Raw genomic sequence first — 18,299 nt, forward strand, 5'->3', positions numbered from 1 at the left:
AAAGAATCAGTTAGGACAGCTCGATGAGGTCGAGGTAATCCTTGTTCCAGTGGTCTTCTGTGCCTTCGGGCATGATCAACACGCGCTCCGGATTGAGGGCCTGCACTGCGCCCTCATCGTGGCTCACGAGTACAACAGCACCGGCGTAGTGCGCCAGAGCGTCCAAAATTTCCTCGCGGCTGGCCGGGTCAAGGTTGTTAGTGGGCTCGTCGAGCAGCAGCACGTTGGCGCCGGAGACGACGATCATGGCCAGGGCAAGACGGGTCTTCTCGCCGCCGGAAAGCACACCGGCCGGCTTGTTGGAGTCGTCGCCGGTGAACAGGAACGAGCCGAGTACCCGCCGGGCTTCCATCTCGGTGATGCTGGGCGAGGAAGAAACCATGTTCTCGAGCACGCTGCGTTTGACGTCGATCGTTTCATGTTCCTGCGCGTAGTAACCGATCCGCAGGCCGTGCCCGGGTTCGATCGAACCGGTATCGGATTCGTCGACACCCGCGAGCATGCGCAGCAGCGTAGTTTTACCGGCACCGTTGAGGCCGAGAATGACAACCTTGGATCCGCGGTCGATGGCGAGGTCGACGGCCGTGAAGATTTCGAGCGAACCATAGCTCTTCGACAGGTCTTTGGCCATGAGCGGCGTTCGACCGCAGGGTGCTGGTTCAGGGAACCGCAGCTTCGCGACACGTTCAACGGCACGCACGGCGTCGAGCCCGGAGAGGAGCTTCTCAGCGCGGGCCACCATCTGGTGGGCGGCTGCGGCCTTGCTGGCCTTGGCCCCGAACTTCGCGGCCTGCAACTGCAGGGTTGAGGCTTTCTTCTCCGCGTTGGAGCGTTCCTTCTTGCGGCGATCGGCATCCGCTGTGCGCTGGAGTAGGTAGTTCTTCCAGTTCATGTTGTAGATGTCGATCATCATGCGGTTCGCATCGAGGTAGAAGACGCGGTTGACTGTCTCTCCGACGAGCTCGATATCGTGGCTGATGATGATGACACCGCCCTTGTAATTCTTGACGAATTCGCGCAGCCACGCCACCGAGTCGGCGTCGAGGTGGTTGGTGGGTTCGTCGAGGATCATCATCTCGGCGGCCGAGAACAGGATGCGCGCCAGTTCGATGCGACGACGCTGACCACCGGACAGGGTGCTGAGGGCCTGGTCGAGGATATGGTCGGGCAGTTTCAGGTTGCTGGCGATCGACGCGGCCTCGGCCTCGGCGGAATAACCGCCTAAACCGTTGAACTCATCCGTCAGGCGACCATACTTTTTCATGGCGGCAGCGCTGATTTTGGGATCAGGGTCAGCCATGGCCAAGCTGGACTCGTGCATGCCGAGCGCAATGGTACCGAGGCCGCGCGCGTCCAGGATACGGGTGCGGGCGAGCATGGTCGGGTCTCCGGCGCGCGGATCCTGGGGCAGGTAGCCGATTTCACCGGAATGGCTGATCGAACCCTTGGTCGGGTTCGTCTCCCCCGCGAGCGTCTTCGTCAGGGTCGTCTTGCCTGCTCCGTTACGACCGACGAGACCTATCTTGTCGCCGCTCGCGACGCGGAAGTTGACGCCCTCCATGAGCACGCGCGCTCCAACGCGGATTTCGAGATCTTGCACGTTGAGCACAGCAATAGTCCATTCGAGGTGTGTGTACGGGTGTGGTGGTGTTCATGTAATCTGCGGTGGGCCAAAGTGGTCCAACTCACTAGTATATTTGCCTTCAGGTTGTGCTCGGCACACGGATGGCTACAGCAAGGCCGCCAGGAGCGACTTTTCCAGCCAGTTCAGGTAGGCCTCCGTCGACCAGCCGAGCGACAGAACGAGCGAGCGGTAAGTCTGTGGATGCGCCAGCGCCCACATTGTCGCCGCCGCCTCGTGGTCACTCAGTCCCCCGCGTAGGCCGCGCTTCTCGCGCAGCGCTGCCGCCACTTCGCCGAAACCGTGAAGCCTCGCCGCATCGCGCTTCTGCTCGAACTCCCCCACATCGGGGTCGACCACGGCCGCTTCGCTGACAATGCGCAAGATTCCCGAGGTGCGCTCGTTCACCAGTGCGCTCGATCGGGCCAAAATGCGAATGACCTCGGTTGCCGTGCGTGCCTCAGCGATGCGTTCCCGGGTCGCGCCAGACAGCAGTGCCGGTGCCCCCGGTTCTGCAGCGACCCTATCGAGTACCGCTGCCAGCAGCTCGGCCTTCGACCCCACCGAGTTGTAGATGGTTTGCACGACGACACCGGCTTCTCCCGCGATCGCCGCCACCGAAGTGCCGACATACCCGCGCTCGAGCATCAGCCTTCCCGCCGCCATCACGATCTCGGCGCGTGTACTCGCCGCTTGGGCCACCCTCCGCCGCACTGCCCCATTTTCCCCGATATCCATGTGCATTAGCATACTAGTCTAATCAATAGAATGACCTACTAACCCTCATCGGCTGGCGGGCAGGGACCTAAAAAGACCCCGCCTGCTGGTACGGGCGGGGCCTTCAAATCGAGCGGGAGTTACATCGCGAAGCCGAGGGCTCGCATCATGTCGCGACCATCGTCTGTGATCTTTTCGGGACCCCACGGCGGCATCCAGACCCAGTTGATGCGGAACTGATCGACGACGCCATCCAAAGCCTCGGCCGTCTGCTCCTCGAGCACATCGGTCAGCGGACAGCCGGCCGAGGTGAGGGTCATGTGGATGATGAGCGCATTGTTCTCATCGTCCCAGCCGAGGTCGTAGATAAGTCCGAGGTCGACCACATTGATGCCGAGCTCGGGGTCCATGACGTCTTTAAGGGCCTCTTCGATTTCATCGAAGCGCGCCGGACTCAGTGTTGAAACCATACGATTAGCCTACGTTCGACGGGACGAGAAAGCGATCATAGCCCTCGTCCTCGAGGCGGTCAGCAAGCTCAGGGCCGCCCTGTTCGGCGATACGGCCATTGACGAAGACATGCACAAAGTCCGGGTGGATGTATCGCAGGATGCGCGTGTAGTGCGTGATGAGGAGCAATCCGAGGCCGGTGTTGGCTTTGGCACGGTTGACGCCCTCCGACACGATCTTGAGTGCGTCAACGTCGAGTCCCGAGTCGGTCTCGTCGAGCACGGCGAACTTGGGCTTGAGGAGTTCGAGCTGGAGAATCTCGTTGCGCTTCTTTTCGCCGCCGGAAAAGCCTTCGTTGACGTTGCGTTCGGCGAAAGCCTTGTCCATGCGCAGGTCAGTCATGGCCTGGCGCACATCCTTAATCCAGGTCCGGATTGGAGGCGCCTCACCCTCAATGGCAGTCTTCGCAGTGCGGAGGAAGTTGGTGACGGTCACACCAGGAATCTCGACCGGGTACTGCATGGCAAGGAACAGGCCGGCGCGAGCACGGGCATCCACTGTCATTTTGAGCACTTCGGCGCCGTCAAGCAGGATGGAGCCGCTCTCGACGTGATACTTCGGGTGACCGGCGATTGTGTAGGCGAGGGTGGACTTGCCTGAGCCGTTCGGGCCCATAATGGCGTGGATTTCGCCTTCATTGATGGTGAGGTCGACGCCGCGCAGAATCTGCTTGGTGCCCTGGTCGGTCTCGACGCTGACGTGCAGGTCTTTGATCTCAAGAACAGACATGAATGTCTTATCCCTTTCTAAATTCTTTGAGTTGATGGGCGCGGAACTGCCTTGAGCAGATTTATACCGCGACGGTGACGGACGGATCGACGAAGACGAAACCATCGATGAGTTCAACGTTGTAAACCGGGACCGGGTCGTAGGCCGGCAGAGACAGCGGCTTGCCCGTGGTGAGGGAGAACATCGAACCGTGGGCCCAGCACTCAAGAGTCTGGCCTTCCACGAAACCCTCCGACAGGGAAATATCACCGTGCGTGCAGGTATCACCGATGGCGAACACGTCGCCGGCGGCGTCACGCACGAGAGCGATGGCGACCCCGTCGATTTCGATCTTAACGGCTTGGTTTACTTCGAGCTCATCGAGAGCGCAGATCTTCGTTGCGGTCATGCTTACTTGTCGTCCGTTCCAATAAGTTCGGCTTCGATTGCAAGTTGCAACCGAGCTTCAAGTTCGGGGGAACCAATCTGCTGAACGACCTCGGTGAGGAATCCGCGTACGACCAGTCGTCGCGCTTCTTCTTCGGTGATGCCGCGAGCCTGAAGGTAGAACAGTTGCTCATCATCGAAGCGTCCAGTGGCACTGGCATGACCAGCCCCCACAATGTCGCCGGTCTCGATCTCCAGGTTGGGGATGGAATCGGCGCGTGTACCCTCCGTGAGAACGAGGTTGCGGTTCTGTTCGTAGCTGTCGGTGCCAGCGGCCTTGTTGCCGATCAGTACGTCGCCAATCCAGACCGTGCGGGCACCCTGGCCCTGCAGCGCTCCCTTATAGTTCACGCGGCTGCGGCTCTTCGGGGCGTCGTGAAAGACGTAGACCTGCTGTTCCAGGTGTTGGCCGGCATCCGCGAAGTAGAGGCCGAGAAGCAGGGTATCCGAGCCGGGTCCGGCCAGACGCACCGATGGGTTGATCCGCACGATGCTGCCGCCAAGCGAGACGACGACGTGTTTGAGGCGGGCGTCACGGCCGACGGATGCGAAATGGTTGGCCAGGTGCACCGCGGAGTCGTCCCATTCCTGCAATGAGACAACGGTAAGGTTCGCGGACTCACCGAGAATGATCTCAAGGTTTTCGGTGAGTCGGGCGCCGCCCGTGTTCTGCAGAATGACCGTGGCTTGGCTGAACGGCTTGGCTTCGATAATAGTGTGGGCGCCGCGGGTGGAGTTGCCGAGGGTCGACCGGGTGACCGTGATTTCCTTGGCTTCTTCGCCACTCACCGTGATGGCGAGGGCGTCGTCGAACGCCGACCAGGCATTGGCTGCTGCGCGTTCTTCCGGTAGACCAGCGGTCCCGATGCGGGCATCCGTTCTGGGCACCCACTCGACGGAGATGTCCGGTGACGGAGTCGATTCAACCGGGTAGCGAGAGCCGTCAACGTGACCGGCGGTGAGGTCGGTGAATTTCGCGACGGGCGAGTGCTTCCATACGGCTTCGCGGCCGGTGACGGCCTCGAAGTCGGCGACGTTGACGCTCTTGAAGCGGTCCGAGCGGGTTTGCACCGGCACGTAACCGAAACGTCCGTCGGAGTGTTCTTTGATTCCGTGCTGGCCGGCCGGCAGAACCGACTCGGCAGCGGATGTGGATGGTGCGGGCACAGTTTTTAAAGCGCTCTTCGAAAGCGCTGAAGCGGCGGACATTTAGCCGACGGATCCTTCCATGCCCATTTCAATGAGCTTGTTGAGTTCGAGGGCGTACTCCATCGGGAGCTCCCGTGCGATCGGTTCGATGAATCCGCGGACGATCATTGCCATGGCCTCGTCTTCGGGCATACCACGGCTCATCAGGTAGAACAATTGCTCCTCGCTCACGCGGGAGACGGTGGCCTCGTGGCCGAGCTGAACGTCGTCCACCCGGATATCGATGGACGGGTAGGTGTCCGAACGTGACTGGGTATCAACCAGCAGTGCGTCACAGCGCACCGTATTGGCGGAGTGGTGTGCCGAGGCATCCACTCGAACCTCACCCCGATACCCGCTGCGCCCGCCACCGCGAGCGATGGACTTGGAGACGATCGACGACTGCGTGTAAGGCGCCATGTGGATCATCTTGGCACCGGCGTCCTGGTGCTGACCGGGGCCAGCAAAGGCCACGGACAGGGTCTCGCCCTTGGCGTGCTCCCCCATCAGGTAGATGGACGGGTACTTCATGGTGACCTTGGAACCGATGTTGCCGTCGATCCACTCCATCGTGGCGCCTTCGCCGGCCGTGGCCCGCTTGGTGACGAGGTTGTAGACGTTATTCGACCAGTTCTGGATGGTTGTATAGCGAACGCGAGCGTTCTTCTTTACAACGATCTCAACGACGGCGGAGTGCAACGAATCCGACTTGTAAATCGGGGCCGTGCAGCCCTCGATGTAGTGCACGTAGCTGCCCTCGTCGGCGATGATCAGCGTGCGCTCGAACTGGCCCATGTTTTCCGTGTTGATGCGGAAGTAGGCCTGAAGGGGAATCTCCACGTGCACGCCGGGAGGAACGTAGACGAACGATCCGCCTGACCAGACAGCCGTGTTGAGCGCGGCGAACTTGTTGTCACCGGAGGGAATGATGGTGCCGAAGTACTCCTCGAAGAACTCCGGGTGCTCCTTGAGCGCTGTGTCGGTGTCCATGAAGATGACGCCCTGGGCTGCAAGTTCTTCATTGATCTGGTGGTAGACCACTTCGGACTCGTATTGGGCTGCCACACCGGACACGAGGCGCTGGCGCTCCGCTTCGGGGATGCCGAGCTTCTCGTAAGTGTTCTTGATGTCGTCAGGCAGGTCTTCCCAGGTTTGGGCCTGCTTCTCTGTAGACCGCACGAAGTACTTGATGTTGTCGAAATCGATCTCAGAAAGATCGGCGCCCCACGTGGGCATGGGCTTGCGTTCAAACAACTGCAGGGCTTTCAGCCGTCGCTGGAGCATCCAGTCCGGCTCGGATTTCAGGTTCGAGATGTCTGTGACAACCTCAGGAGAAATGCCACGGCGCGCGGAGGCGCCGGCCTTGTCTGAATCGGCCCATCCGAATTCGTAGGTGCCAATCCCCTCAAGGTCGGGACGGTCGAGCAGGACATCCGACATAATTACCTCTTCTCTACCCAGCACAACCCGGATATTAGTCCGGTGATTCCCGGGCGATCTCAGTGGAGACCACGGGGAACGGGTTGCGTGGACAGCTACGTTGCGTACCTAGAATGTTCATAGAGCCAAATCGAACCCGAGCCGCCAGTGCCCGTTCGGCCACTGTTTGGTTCCGGTCGACCTCGTGCAGTCACTATGACCGTAAGAGAGATCTCCATGGAAATCCCAATTCTACAGGTTGATCGGCAAGATACGCGTGCTTGCCGGTTGATTCACATTCGCACAGGGCACAATCAGAGTGCACGCGATCATGAGTGAGACAGTGGGAGCAGAACCGGTGAATTCCATCTACCAATGGTTACCCAGCGCTATGGACGCACGAATTCGGGTGGTTGCCTGGCTGTCTCTGTTGTCCGAGATAGTGATTGTCGGCACCGGCGGCGCCGTACGCCTCACTGGCTCCGGACTCGGCTGCCCGACCTGGCCGAACTGCGTCGTCGGTTCGCTCGTGCCGACGGAGGAGATGGGCCTCCACGGTGTCATTGAGTTTGCCAACCGTTTGATGACCGGGCTGATCGGAATCATTGCGATCGCGGCCGTCGTTTTGCTCTGGCGTCTGCGCAGGGAACGCAAGGACCTGTTTGTCCTCGCCGTGATTCTCGTCGGTGGCGTTCTCGCGCAGGCACTCGTCGGCGGCGTCACCGTGTGGACCGGTCTCAACCCATTTATCGTTGGCTTCCACTTCACGGTGTCGCTCATCATGGTCTGCCTGGCGACCGTGCTCGTGCACCGGGTCTATCTTGCACCGGGACCGCGTACCCTGGTCGTTCCGGTCGGCTTCGCCGGGCTGGCCCACGCCACCAGCTTCGCCGTGGCGCTGACGGTGATAATGGGCGTGTTGACCACCGCCTCCGGACCGCATTCGGGTGATGCCGACGCGGGACGCACGGGCTTCAACGCTGAATTGCTGGAACACCTGCACGCCTGGCCGGGCTACGCGACGCTGGTTTTGACGATCGTGCTGCTCGCAGCGTGCGTTGGTGGCAAGCTCCCCGTGCGGAGATTCGTCGTCGCCCTGCTCGTGATCGAGCTCGTGCAAATCTTAGTGGGCCTGCTCCAGGCCAATCTGGGGCTGCCCCCCGTGCTGGTCGGCTTACACATGGTGCTGGCCTGCGTACTCGCCGCTGCGATGACGGCGCTCGTGCTGAACCTCAAGGCCCCGACCGGAATCACGCCGGACGCTACCGAATTCATCGGCACGAGCGAGCTCAGCAGCCGCCGCGGATAACCTGCGATCTTCGCCGAATGCCACAATCTTTGATGGGGTTGCCAATCAAAGGCGCGACGGTACACGACGGCTGAAAAATTACCGCGTGGCTCTCCCCCGGCGGTGGTCGCCGGTGTACTCTCCAGACATGCATCTCGCACCGGGAGCCAGGTCGAAACCGCCAGACGACGGCGCGCGCCTCGCCCTGTTCGGTCCGCCGGTGTTCGGTTTCGTGAATCAACCACGCCTTCAGGAACGTGGGTGGAGCTGGTACGGCAACCACGGCCATACGTTGGAAGCGCAGGCACACTACTGGCTCGCGGACCCCACCGGTAATTTTTGGTTCGAGGATTCCCCAGCCGGTCCGGTCGGTATCGCCGAACTGCGCGGCTTCGTTTTCACAGACGTACCCGGCTCCACAAATCGCGGGGGCGACCCGATTCGGGATGCCTTGAACCAACATCTGCAGTACATCGTGATGAACTACGCCAAAAACCCCCATGACTTCGGGTCGCAATTGTGGGCTGACCGACACACTCAACAGCAGTCCGAAATTGAACTCGCGCTTGCCCACCGGTCGAACCTGATCGTCGATGACAGCGCCCTGCCAGCCATCACGGTGACGGCCTCCGACTTCACTGCCACGAGCCTGGCCCTGGCCGGACGAGTTGTGACGGTTGTCATCCATTCGGCCGACGTTGCGAAGATAGACAACCGGCTCTCCCGTCGGGTTTAGCCTCGACCGCGGCAGCGTAAAGCGCTTAGAACGGCAGGAGCGGATCCACTCCGACAGCCACGAACAGTAGTGTCAGGTAGGCGATCGAGCCATGGAAGACGCGCATCGGCGACACGTGCTCGTGTCGAATTGCAAGGCTGTACAGCCGGTGTGTCTCGTAGATGAACCAGCCGCCTGTGACAAGAGCGATACAGGTATACAGCACGCCCATGTCGGCGATCGGAATGAGCAGAAGCGAGCAGGCGACGGTAGCCCACGCATACAGAATGACCTGTAGGCCCACCTGAGCGCGACCACGCACGACAGCGAGCATTGGAACGCCAGCGGCCAGGTAGTCGCTGCGGTACTTCATTGACAGTGGCCAGTAATGCGGCGGTGTCCACAGGAAGATGATCATGAACAGAATAACCGGCGGCCAGGACAGCTCGCCGGTCACGGCCGCCCAGCCGATGAGGACGGGCATACAACCAGCCACACCGCCCCAGACGATGTTCTGCGGCGTACGACGCTTGAGAATGATCGTGTAAAAGACAACGTAGAGCAGAATCGCGCCAAACGACAGCGCGGCCGCCAGCCAGTTGGTCAGCAGACCCAGCCATAAAATGGATGCCGCGCCCAAGGCCCACGCAAAGATCAAGGCTTCTCGGTCGCTGAGCTCGCCGGTGACGAGCGGACGATTTTTCGTTCTCTTCATGAGACGGTCGATGTCACGGTCGAGGTAGCAATTGAAGGCACCCGCGGATCCGGCGCTGAGCGACCCGCCCACGAGCGTCGCCAGAATTAGCCAGAGGCTGGGGATTCCCCGCTCGGCAAGGAGCATTGTGGGCGCGGTGACCACCAGGAGCAACTCGACTACTCGCGGTTTAGTCAGAGAGACATAAGCCTTGAGGGTGCGCTTCAACGTACGCGGAGTTCTCTCGATGGTCTGAAGTGCGACGTCCATAAATCCTCGAATGCTAGGCAGTTCCTCTAATTCTAGGTCACCCGGTGGCGCGTCGCTGCAAATGACAGGTCACGTTCTATCGAGCGCCCGGCGCATTCGATGCGTATACTTAATGCGCTCCCCACAGTGAATCAGTAGTTCGGCGAGCCCCCGGGTGGGAGATGGCAGCGTAAAGCAGGCCAACTCGCTGGGGGTGATATTTCGCTTGCAGTCCCGCGTAACAAAATACGCGGGTCCGCCGTGCGAGACGGTTGCCGGCACTTGCACAACTATCAAAGGATGGGTTGAGCTCAACCCGCCTTCGCTTCAATGAAGGGTTACGTGACGTGGCAGCTTTGCAATGGAATTCCGTTGACGATCAGGCGGTTGACACCGCACGCATTCTGGCGGCCGATGCCGTTGAGAAGGTTGGGAATGGGCATCCGGGCACGGCAATGAGCCTCGCTCCGGCCGCGTACCTTCTGTTTCAGAAAGTCATGCGCCGCGATCCGTCCGACAACGAGTGGATCGGTCGCGACCGATTCATTCTCTCGGTCGGCCATAGCTCGCTGACCCAATACATACAGCTCTACCTCGGCGGCTACGGCCTCGAGCTCGAAGACCTCAAGGCCCTCCGCACCTGGGGATCCAAGACCCCCGGCCACCCGGAATATGGCCACACCGACGGCGTCGAAATCACCACAGGCCCGCTCGGCCAGGGACTTGCCTCCGCTGTTGGCTTTGCCTACGCGTCCCGCTTCGAGCGTGGCCTGTTCGACCCGGATGCCGCCACCGGCGCCAGCCCGTTCGATCACTTCGTGTACGTCATTGCCGGCGACGGCGACCTGCAGGAGGGCCTGACGAGCGAAGCATCCTCTCTCGCTGGCCACCAGCAGCTCGGCAACCTGATTGCAATTTACGACAGCAATCAGATCTCGATCGAGGACGACACCAATATCGCCTTCACCGAAGACGTTGCCGCGCGCTATGCCGCCTATGACTGGCACGTGCAGACCGTGGACTGGAAGAAGACCGGCTCCTACGTTGAAGACGTCGCCGAATTGAATGCGGCCATCGAGGCTGCCCAGAACGAAACCGGCAAGCCCAGCCTGATCATTTTGAAGACGATCATCGGTTGGCCCAGCCCGAAGAAGCAGAATACGGGCAAGATCCACGGCTCCGCCCTCGGCGCCGAAGAACTCGCCGGCGTCAAGACCGTTCTCGGCTTCGATCCGGAGAAGACCTTCGATGTCGCCCCCGAAGTCATCGCTCACACCCGGCTGGCCCGGCAACGCGGTGCGACCCAGCATGCGCAGTGGACCGTGCAGTTCGATGCCTGGGCCGCCGCCAATCCCGAGCGCAAGGTGCTGCTCGACCGCGTGCTTTCCGGCGACCTGCCCGACGGCGTCGACGAGGCACTCCCCGTCTTCCCCGGCGGCACCGCAGTCTCGACCCGTGCAGCCTCCGGCAAGGTGCTCACCGCCCTCGGCGGCGTCATCCCTGAACTTTGGGGGGGCTCGGCCGACCTCGCCGAATCAAACAACACCACTATCGGCGGCGCAGCCTCGTTCATTCCGAGCGAGCACTCCACCGGCGAATGGACCGGCAACTCGTATGGCCGGGTGCTGCACTTCGGCATTCGCGAACACGCCATGGCCGCTATTCTCAACGGAATCGTGCTGCACGGCAACACGCGTCCGTTCGGCGGGACGTTCCTCATCTTCAGCGACTACATGCGCCCCGCTGTGCGTCTCGCGGCGCTCATGAAAGCGCCGTCAATCTTCGTCTGGACCCACGACTCCGTCGCACTGGGCGAAGACGGCCCCACCCACCAGCCGATCGAACAGCTCGCCACCCTGCGTGCCATCCCCGGGCTTGACGTGGTGCGTCCCGGCGATGCCAACGAAACCGCGTGGGCCTGGAAGACCATTTTGGAACGCCGGGGCGGTCCGGCCGGCATCGCCCTCACCCGCCAGAACATTCCGGTGTACGAGCGCGGCGAAGGCGCAGCATCCGCTGAAATCTTCGCCTCGGCGAAGAATGTCGCCCGCGGCGCCTACGTGCTGGCCGAAGCGGCCGGCGGAACTCCGGACGTCATCCTGATCGGAACCGGGTCCGAGGTGCAGCTCGCCATTGACGCCCGCGCCCAGCTAGCCCTCGAAGGCATCAACGCCCGCGTGGTCAGCGCCCCCTGCCTGGAATGGTTCGAGGAGCAGAGCAGCGAATATCGCGAGTCGGTGCTGCCCGCAGCCATCACCGCCAGGGTATCGGTCGAGGCCGGGCTCGCGCTGACCTGGCGCGGTTACGTCGGCGACGCGGGTCGCAGCATCTCGATCGAACATTTCGGGGCATCCGCTGACTACCAGACGCTGTTCCGCGAATTCGGCATCACCACCGAAGCCGTGGTTGCCGCTGCCAAGGAATCAATTAGCGCAGCCTGATGTTGCCCCCTAGTACGGGGTCAGCACCGCACATCGTCAACCTCTCCACACACTGCACGACCCAGCTGCCTGACGGCAGCACGACCAGGAGATTTCAACTATGACAAATCCGACACCCCTCGCCCAGCTGTCCACAGCCGGCGTCAGTATCTGGCTCGACGACCTCTCCCGCGAACGCATCAACTCCGGCGGGCTCCAAGACCTGATCAAGAACAGCAACGTCGTCGGCGTCACGACAAACCCGACGATCTTCGCCGGCGCCCTGGCCAAGGGCGAGGCGTATTCCGACCAGGTCGCGACGTTGGCCGCCGCCGGCACGAACGTCATCGACTCCGTTTTCGCCATCACCACGGACGACGTTGCCGCTGCCTGCGATATCTTTCGCCCGGTCTACGACTCGACCAACGGCCAGGATGGACGCGTCTCGATCGAGGTTGAGCCGAGCCTCGCCCGCGACGCAGCCGGCACGGTCGCCGAAGCCCAGAAGCTATGGGCCAAGGTCAACCGCCCCAACGCGATGATCAAGATTCCGGCGACGCTCGAAGGCCTGGAAGCCATTACGGCGACGATCGCCCTCGGCATCAGCGTCAATGTCACCCTGATCTTCAGCCTCGAGCGTCACCGTCAGGTGATCAACGCCTACCTGGCCGGTCTCGAGCATGCCAAAGCTGCCGGCATCGATCTTTCTACTATTCACTCCGTTGCCTCGTTCTTCGTCTCGCGCGTCGACTCCGAGATCAACGCTCGCCTTGAAGCTATCGGCACCCCCGAAGCCCTCGCGCTGAAGAGCAAAGCCGGCGTCGCCAATGCCCAGCTTGCCTACCAGGTTTACGAGCAGGCGTTCAGTAGTGAGCGCGCCCTCGGCCTGATCAAGGCCGGAGCCACCAAGCAACGTCCGCTCTGGGCGTCGACCGGTGTCAAGGATGCCAGCCTTCCCGACACCCTGTACGTCACCGAGCTAGTCGCCCCCGAAGTCGTCAACACGATGCCGGAGAAGACCATGCAGGCCACGGCCGACCACGGAGTCATTCCGGCTGACTCGGTTACCGGCTCGTACGCCGCCGCAAACGCGGTGCTCGACGCGCTGGCCGCGCAGGGTGTCTCATACGACGACGTCACCCGCCAGCTCGAGGACGAAGGCCTGTCGAAGTTCGAGGTGTCGTGGAACGAACTGCTCGATACCGTACAGACGGCCCTCACGGCCGCCTCGACTCCCTCGGTCGCCCAGTGAGCTTTCGAATCTCGGTGAGTGGTGCCGCAGCTGATGCTGTGCGCGCCACCGTACCGACCCTGATCACAGACCTGGTCGCGTCGGGCATCACTGCCCAAAACCCCGCACTGTGGGGCCCTGCCGTCGAAGCTGAGGCCGCGTTGCGTCTGGGCTGGACGGAGTCTGCCGCAGTGTCCCGCCCACTCGTGGCTGAGATTGTCGAGTTGCGGGCTGCCCTCCACGCCCGTGGTGTCACCCAGATCGCCCTCGCCGGAATGGGCGGATCATCGCTCGCTCCCGAGGTCATCACCCGCACCGCTGGAGTGGACCTCACTGTGCTCGACGCGACCGACCCGGGTCAAGTGTTGTCCGCATTGAACGACAATCTGGCCGGAACCGCGCTCGTCGTCTCGTCCAAGAGCGGCTCAACGGTTGAAACCGACAGCCAGCGCCGCGTGTTTGAACGTGCGTACCGGGATATCGGAATCGACCCGGCCGAGCGCATTATCGTCGTGACCGACCCGGGGTCACCGCTCGAGGCATCCGCTCGGGAAGCTGGCTACCGCGTGTTCAACGCCGACCCCACTGTCGGCGGACGCTACTCGGCGCTGACCGCGTTTGGTCTCGTTCCGTCGGGACTGGCCGGTGTTGACATTGGTGCGCTCCTCGACGAGGCCGAATCCATCTCGCTGGCATTGGCCGTTGACTCGCCCGAGAATCCGGGCCTCGTGCTCGGAGCGGCCATCGCCGCTGCCAGCCCTCGTCGGGACAAGCTCGCCATCGTCTCAGACGGCACCCACATTGTGGGCTTTGCCGATTGGGTCGAACAACTGATCGCTGAATCTACCGGCAAGCTCGGCACCGGCATTTTGCCCGTCGTTCTCTCTCCCGATGCTCCCGAGCTGACCGAGGCTCTGCCGGACCTGCAACTCGTTCGGGTTGTGGCCGACGCCGGCACCGACCTTTTCGTTGAAACCGGCGACGAGATTCGCGTCAGCGGAACCCTCGGAGCTCAGTTTCTAGTCTGGGAATACGCGACTGTCGTAGCGGGCCGTTTGCTCGGTATCAACCCGTTCGACCAGCCGGACGTGGAGTCCGCCAAGATCGCTACGCGAGGGTTGCTCGACGTTCGCCCCGCGCCGATACCGGCCGCCTTCATCGCGGACGGTATCGAAGTGCGTGGCACGCCGCACGTTATCGGTGCGGCGAGCGACCTCGCCTCGGCAATCGACGCGCTTCTCGAAGAGCTCGGCCCCGACGGCTATGTTGCTGTCCAGGCCTACGTAGACCGGCTGGCCCTGCCGGAACTGGCCGAAATTCGCAACAAACTGGCCACACTCTCGAAGCGTCCGGTCACGTTCGGCTGGGGACCGCGCTTTCTGCACTCCACCGGGCAGTTCCACAAGGGCGGACCGGCAACGGCCGTTTACCTGCAAATCCTGGCCACGCCGGCGGAGGATCTTGAAATTCCGGAGCGTCCCTTCACCTTCGGTGAACTCATTCAGGCGCAGGCCAGCGGTGATGCGAGCGTGCTCGCCGACCACGGGCGCCCGGTGTTGACGTTGACCCTGACGCAGCCCAAGCAAAATATCTCCACATTATTCCGGGCTTTGGCCTAGTAAAACCAACAAACCGAACGCCTGATTTGTTCTTCGCGAGCAACGCCCGACGAGGAACCAATCAGGCCAACGCACTATTCTCTTTGCAGCATCCCTTGTTTGCATTCTTAACTTTCCTGCACTAAACCGTAAAAGGAGCTGCATGTCCCCGGTGGAAATTACCCCGGAGTTTAATCCGCTCAGGTCACCATCCGACTATCGTCTGAACCGTATCGCCGGGCCATCCAGCCTCGTTATCTTCGGCGTCACCGGTGACCTCGCGCGCAAGAAACTCATGCCAGCGGTCTATGACCTCGCCAATCGCGGCTTGCTGCCACCTGGATTCGCCCTCGTCGGGTTTGCCCGCCGAGACTGGGACAACGAAGACTTCATGGAAGTCGTGCATGATGCCGTTAAGGAACATGCCCGCACAGAGTTCCACGAGGATGTTTGGGCGCAGCTGGCCGAAGGCATCCGTTTCGTCTCTGGAACTTTTGACGACGACGAGGCATTTGCGCGTCTCAGCCAAACCATCGACGAGTTGGACCGTGAGCGCGGCACGATGGGCAACCACGCGTTCTATCTGGCCATTCCGCCGAAGGCTTTCCCACAAGTGACAGAGCAGCTGCGCCGATCCGGCCTGGCCGAGCAGAAGAATGGGCAATGGCGTCGCGTCGTCATCGAAAAGCCTTTCGGCAGTGACCTGACGACGGCACGCCAGCTCAATGATGTCGTCGAGTCGGTCTTTCCTCCGGACTCGGTTTTTCGGATCGACCACTACCTCGGAAAAGAGACGGTGCAGAATATTCTCGCGCTGCGTTTCGCCAACGAGATGTTCGAGCCGCTGTGGAACGCCAATCACGTCGAACACGTTCAAATCACCATGGCTGAAGACATCGGCGTGGGAGGTCGGGCCGGCTATTATGACGGCATCGGCGCCGCCCGCGACGTCATCCAGAACCATCTGCTGCAGCTTCTCGCGCTCACGGCCATGGAAGAACCAATCTCCTTCGACGCCGCCGACCTGCGCGCCGAAAAGGAAAAGGTACTCGCCTCGGTTCGACTCCCCGCCGACCTCGGCCTCGGCACCGCCCGCGGGCAGTATGCCGGTGGCTGGCAGGGCGGAGAAAAGGTCGTCGGCTTCCTGGAGGAAGACGGCATGGACCCGGATTCCGTCACCGAAACCTACGCTGCCATGCGGCTGACAATCGATACCCGACGCTGGGCCGGCGTTCCGTTCTACCTGCGGGCCGGTAAGCGCCTGGGTCGTCGCGTAACGGAAATTGCCGTGGTCTTCAAACGAGCGCCGCAGTACCTGTTCGCACCAGGCCAGACCGCCGAACTCGGCCACAACGCCCTGGTCATTCGGGTGCAGCCCGATGAGGGCGTCACCATCCGTTTTGGCTCGAAAGTTCCGGGTGTCGTCATGCAGGTTCGCGACGTGACTATGGACTTCGGTTACGGGCACGCGTTCACCGAGGCGAGCCCGGAAGCGTACGAGAGGCTCATCCTCGACGTACTGCTTGGTGACCCGCCGTTGTTCCCCCGCCATGAAGAGGTCGAATTGTCCTGGAAAATTCTCGACCCGATCGAAGAGTACTGGGCTACGCAAGGACAGCCTGAGCCCTATCGCCCCGGAACTTGGGGACCCACATCCGCTGACGACCTGCTGGCCCGCGACGGCCGAACCTGGAGGCGACCATGATCGTCGATCTGCCCAACACCACGACCGCGAAAATCTCGAAGGCGCTCGTGCGAATTCGCGAAGAGGGTGGCGCCGTCGCCCTCGGGCGAGTGCTGACCCTGATTATCGCGTCAAATCTCGGACAAGAGGAAGAGGCCATTGAAGCGGCCAACGATGCGTCGAGGGAACACCCGATGCGGGTCATCGTCGTGTCGACGCAGGAACACGATACGACCAGTGGCAAGGCACGGGTTGACGCGGAAATTCGGGTCGGAGGCGACGCCGGTGCGAGCGAGGTCATCGTTCTGCGCGTGTATGGCGAGGCGGCGACCGACCCGGAAAGTCTGGTTACCGGTCTGCTGCTGTCGGACGCCCCGGTTGTCGCCTGGTGGCCAGGCACGGCTCCCGCCGTTCCCAGTGACTCCCCTCTCGGCCGGATCGCCTATCGGCGCATTACGGACGCCTCAGCCCAGCCGGACCCCCAGGCAGCACTACGCCAGCTCTGCGGCAGCTACCGGCCAGGCGACACCGACTTCGCCTGGACTCGGCTGACTCTCTGGCGCGCCCAACTAGCCGCGGTTCTGGACCAGCCGCCCTTCGAGCCCATCATCGGTATTCAGGTCATTGGCGCCGCGGCGTCCCCTTCGACCACGCTGCTCGCCGCCTGGCTCCAGATGCAGCTGCAGGTGCCCGTGGAGTGCAAGCTGACCACCGGCCCCCTGGCTAATGGTTTGCACGGCGTGCACCTGGTGCGAGCATCGGGAGCGATTTCACTCGAACGAGAGGTTCCTGATATCGCCACACTGAGCCAGCCCGGGCAGCCGCTGCAGGATCTGACGCTCAAGCGCCGCAGCCTGCGTGATTGTCTGGCCGACGAACTGCGCCGCCTCGATCCCGATGAGCTGTATGGTGAGGTCATCACCCGCGGGTTACCGCAGCTCAAAAAAGTGGTGAGCCAGGAGACCGGAGCTTAACCGTGACACATGACCGACGCGTGCTGCTGCACCAAAACAAGCACGCCCTGGCCGGGTCGGTCGCTGCACGGTTTCTCACCAATATGGTTGACGTTCTGCACGAGCAGGACGAGGCGAATGTCGTGCTCACCGGCGGTTCCGTCGGCATCGCTGTTCTGGCTGCCATCAACGAATCGGCCGCACGCGACACGATCGACTGGTCCCGAGTAAATTTCTGGTGGGGCGACGATCGTTGGCTGCCTCGCGCCGATCCGGAACGTAATGAGTTGCAAGCGCGCGAAGCCCTCTTGAACCACATCTCGGTGCCGCCGGAGAATATTCACGCCTTCGGGGCGTCAGATGATGCGGTCGAAGCCGGAACGGATGCACTCGACGCTGCGGCCGCACGGTACGCGGCGGAGTTATTGGCTCGTGCTCCTGCCGGAGCCCAGTACCCCCGAATTGACGTAACTTTTCTTGGAGTCGGACCGGACGGGCACATTGCGTCGTTGTTCCCACACCGACCGGGTATCCGCGAGAGTGAAGCCAGTGTCGTCGCCGTGCGGGACTCCCCCAAGCCGCCGGCCGCCCGGCTGTCGTTAACCCGACCCGTAATCAACTCTTCGGATCGCGTCTGGCTGGTGCTGGCCGGATCGGACAAGGCATCGGCGCTCGGACTGGCCCTCGCCGGAGCGAGTCGCGACGAGGTACCCGCTGCAGGAATCAAAGGCCGGTACCGAACCGTGTTCTTCGTTGACAACGACGCAGCAGCTCAGGTGCCCGAAAGCCTCATCGCTCCGGGCTACTAGTTTCCCGCCAGCCGATTTCGCCGCACCACCTACCAGCGGTCGGGCATA

16 protein-coding genes are annotated in these 18,299 nt (G+C 62.0%); 8 read left to right on the forward strand and 8 right to left on the reverse strand.

Annotated features, from left to right (window positions below; translation table 11 throughout):
• Positions 1-10 precede the first annotated feature (10 nt).
• From CXY70_RS12740 to sufB, 7 genes are all read right to left on the reverse strand, one after another.
• Complete coding sequence (locus tag CXY70_RS12740; RefSeq protein ID WP_104192730.1) at positions 11-1,609, reverse strand: ABC-F family ATP-binding cassette domain-containing protein; 1,599 nt, start codon at positions 1,607-1,609, stop codon at positions 11-13.
• Between the two features lie 120 nt (positions 1,610-1,729).
• A complete protein-coding gene (locus CXY70_RS12745; RefSeq protein ID WP_104192862.1) occupies positions 1,730-2,359 on the reverse strand; it encodes a TetR/AcrR family transcriptional regulator in 630 nt (209 codons plus the stop codon).
• Positions 2,360-2,478: 119 nt separating this feature from the next.
• A complete protein-coding gene (locus CXY70_RS12750; RefSeq protein ID WP_104129099.1) occupies positions 2,479-2,808 on the reverse strand; it encodes a metal-sulfur cluster assembly factor in 330 nt (109 codons plus the stop codon).
• A gap of 4 nt (positions 2,809-2,812) precedes the next feature.
• Positions 2,813-3,577 carry a Fe-S cluster assembly ATPase SufC gene (gene sufC, locus CXY70_RS12755; RefSeq protein ID WP_104129098.1) on the reverse strand — a complete coding sequence of 255 codons (765 nt, stop codon included), beginning with the start codon at positions 3,575-3,577 and terminating at the stop codon, positions 2,813-2,815.
• Between the two features lie 61 nt (positions 3,578-3,638).
• A complete protein-coding gene (locus tag CXY70_RS12760; RefSeq protein WP_104082647.1) occupies positions 3,639-3,965 on the reverse strand; it encodes a non-heme iron oxygenase ferredoxin subunit in 327 nt (108 codons plus the stop codon).
• A gap of 2 nt (positions 3,966-3,967) precedes the next feature.
• Complete coding sequence (sufD, locus tag CXY70_RS12765) at positions 3,968-5,212, reverse strand: Fe-S cluster assembly protein SufD (protein WP_104192731.1); 1,245 nt, start codon at positions 5,210-5,212, stop codon at positions 3,968-3,970.
• Positions 5,213-6,631: a Fe-S cluster assembly protein SufB gene (gene sufB / locus CXY70_RS12770; RefSeq protein ID WP_104129095.1), complete on the reverse strand. Its 1,419-nt coding sequence runs from the start codon at positions 6,629-6,631 to the stop codon at positions 5,213-5,215. It lies immediately after the preceding gene.
• 310 nt (positions 6,632-6,941) lie between these two features.
• Between sufB and CXY70_RS12775 the strand changes: the two genes are divergently transcribed.
• Positions 6,942-7,919 carry a heme A synthase gene (locus CXY70_RS12775; RefSeq protein ID WP_199183437.1) on the forward strand — a complete coding sequence of 326 codons (978 nt, stop codon included), beginning with the start codon at positions 6,942-6,944 and terminating at the stop codon, positions 7,917-7,919.
• 127 nt (positions 7,920-8,046) lie between these two features.
• Positions 8,047-8,634: a hypothetical protein gene (locus CXY70_RS12780; RefSeq protein WP_146066132.1), complete on the forward strand. Its 588-nt coding sequence runs from the start codon at positions 8,047-8,049 to the stop codon at positions 8,632-8,634.
• A gap of 25 nt (positions 8,635-8,659) precedes the next feature.
• Here the strand turns inward: CXY70_RS12780 and CXY70_RS12785 are convergent, their stop codons facing one another.
• Positions 8,660-9,577: a heme o synthase gene (locus tag CXY70_RS12785; protein WP_104192734.1), complete on the reverse strand. Its 918-nt coding sequence runs from the start codon at positions 9,575-9,577 to the stop codon at positions 8,660-8,662.
• 326 nt (positions 9,578-9,903) lie between these two features.
• Here CXY70_RS12785 and tkt point away from each other — a divergent pair, with 326 nt between their 5' ends.
• The 6 genes from tkt (at position 9,904) to pgl (ending at position 18,251) form a co-directional block, all read left to right on the forward strand.
• On the forward strand, positions 9,904-11,997 hold the full coding sequence (gene tkt, locus CXY70_RS12790; protein ID WP_104192735.1) for a transketolase: 2,094 nt from the start codon (positions 9,904-9,906) through the stop codon (positions 11,995-11,997).
• Between the two features lie 100 nt (positions 11,998-12,097).
• Positions 12,098-13,228 carry a transaldolase gene (gene tal, locus CXY70_RS12795; RefSeq protein ID WP_104192736.1) on the forward strand — a complete coding sequence of 377 codons (1,131 nt, stop codon included), beginning with the start codon at positions 12,098-12,100 and terminating at the stop codon, positions 13,226-13,228.
• The gene (locus CXY70_RS12800) at positions 13,225-14,826 is read left to right on the forward strand and encodes a glucose-6-phosphate isomerase (protein WP_104192737.1); all 1,602 of its coding nucleotides are present in this window, start codon (positions 13,225-13,227) and stop codon (positions 14,824-14,826) included. The genes tal and CXY70_RS12800 overlap by 4 nt, the downstream gene beginning before the upstream one ends.
• A gap of 142 nt (positions 14,827-14,968) precedes the next feature.
• Positions 14,969-16,510 (forward strand): glucose-6-phosphate dehydrogenase, encoded by a 1,542-nt coding sequence (gene zwf / locus CXY70_RS12805; protein WP_104192738.1) that lies wholly within the window; start codon positions 14,969-14,971, stop codon positions 16,508-16,510.
• A complete protein-coding gene (locus CXY70_RS12810; RefSeq protein WP_104192739.1) occupies positions 16,507-17,463 on the forward strand; it encodes a glucose-6-phosphate dehydrogenase assembly protein OpcA in 957 nt (318 codons plus the stop codon). Before zwf ends, CXY70_RS12810 begins: the two co-directional genes overlap by 4 nt.
• Before the next feature lie 2 nt (positions 17,464-17,465).
• A complete protein-coding gene (pgl, locus tag CXY70_RS12815; RefSeq protein ID WP_104192740.1) occupies positions 17,466-18,251 on the forward strand; it encodes a 6-phosphogluconolactonase in 786 nt (261 codons plus the stop codon).
• Positions 18,252-18,299: the final 48 nt, after the last annotated feature.

It is taken from the genome of Cryobacterium sp. Y82 (assembly GCF_002929495.1).
In the GTDB taxonomy this organism is placed as follows: Bacteria; Actinomycetota; Actinomycetes; order Actinomycetales; family Microbacteriaceae; genus Cryobacterium; species Cryobacterium serini.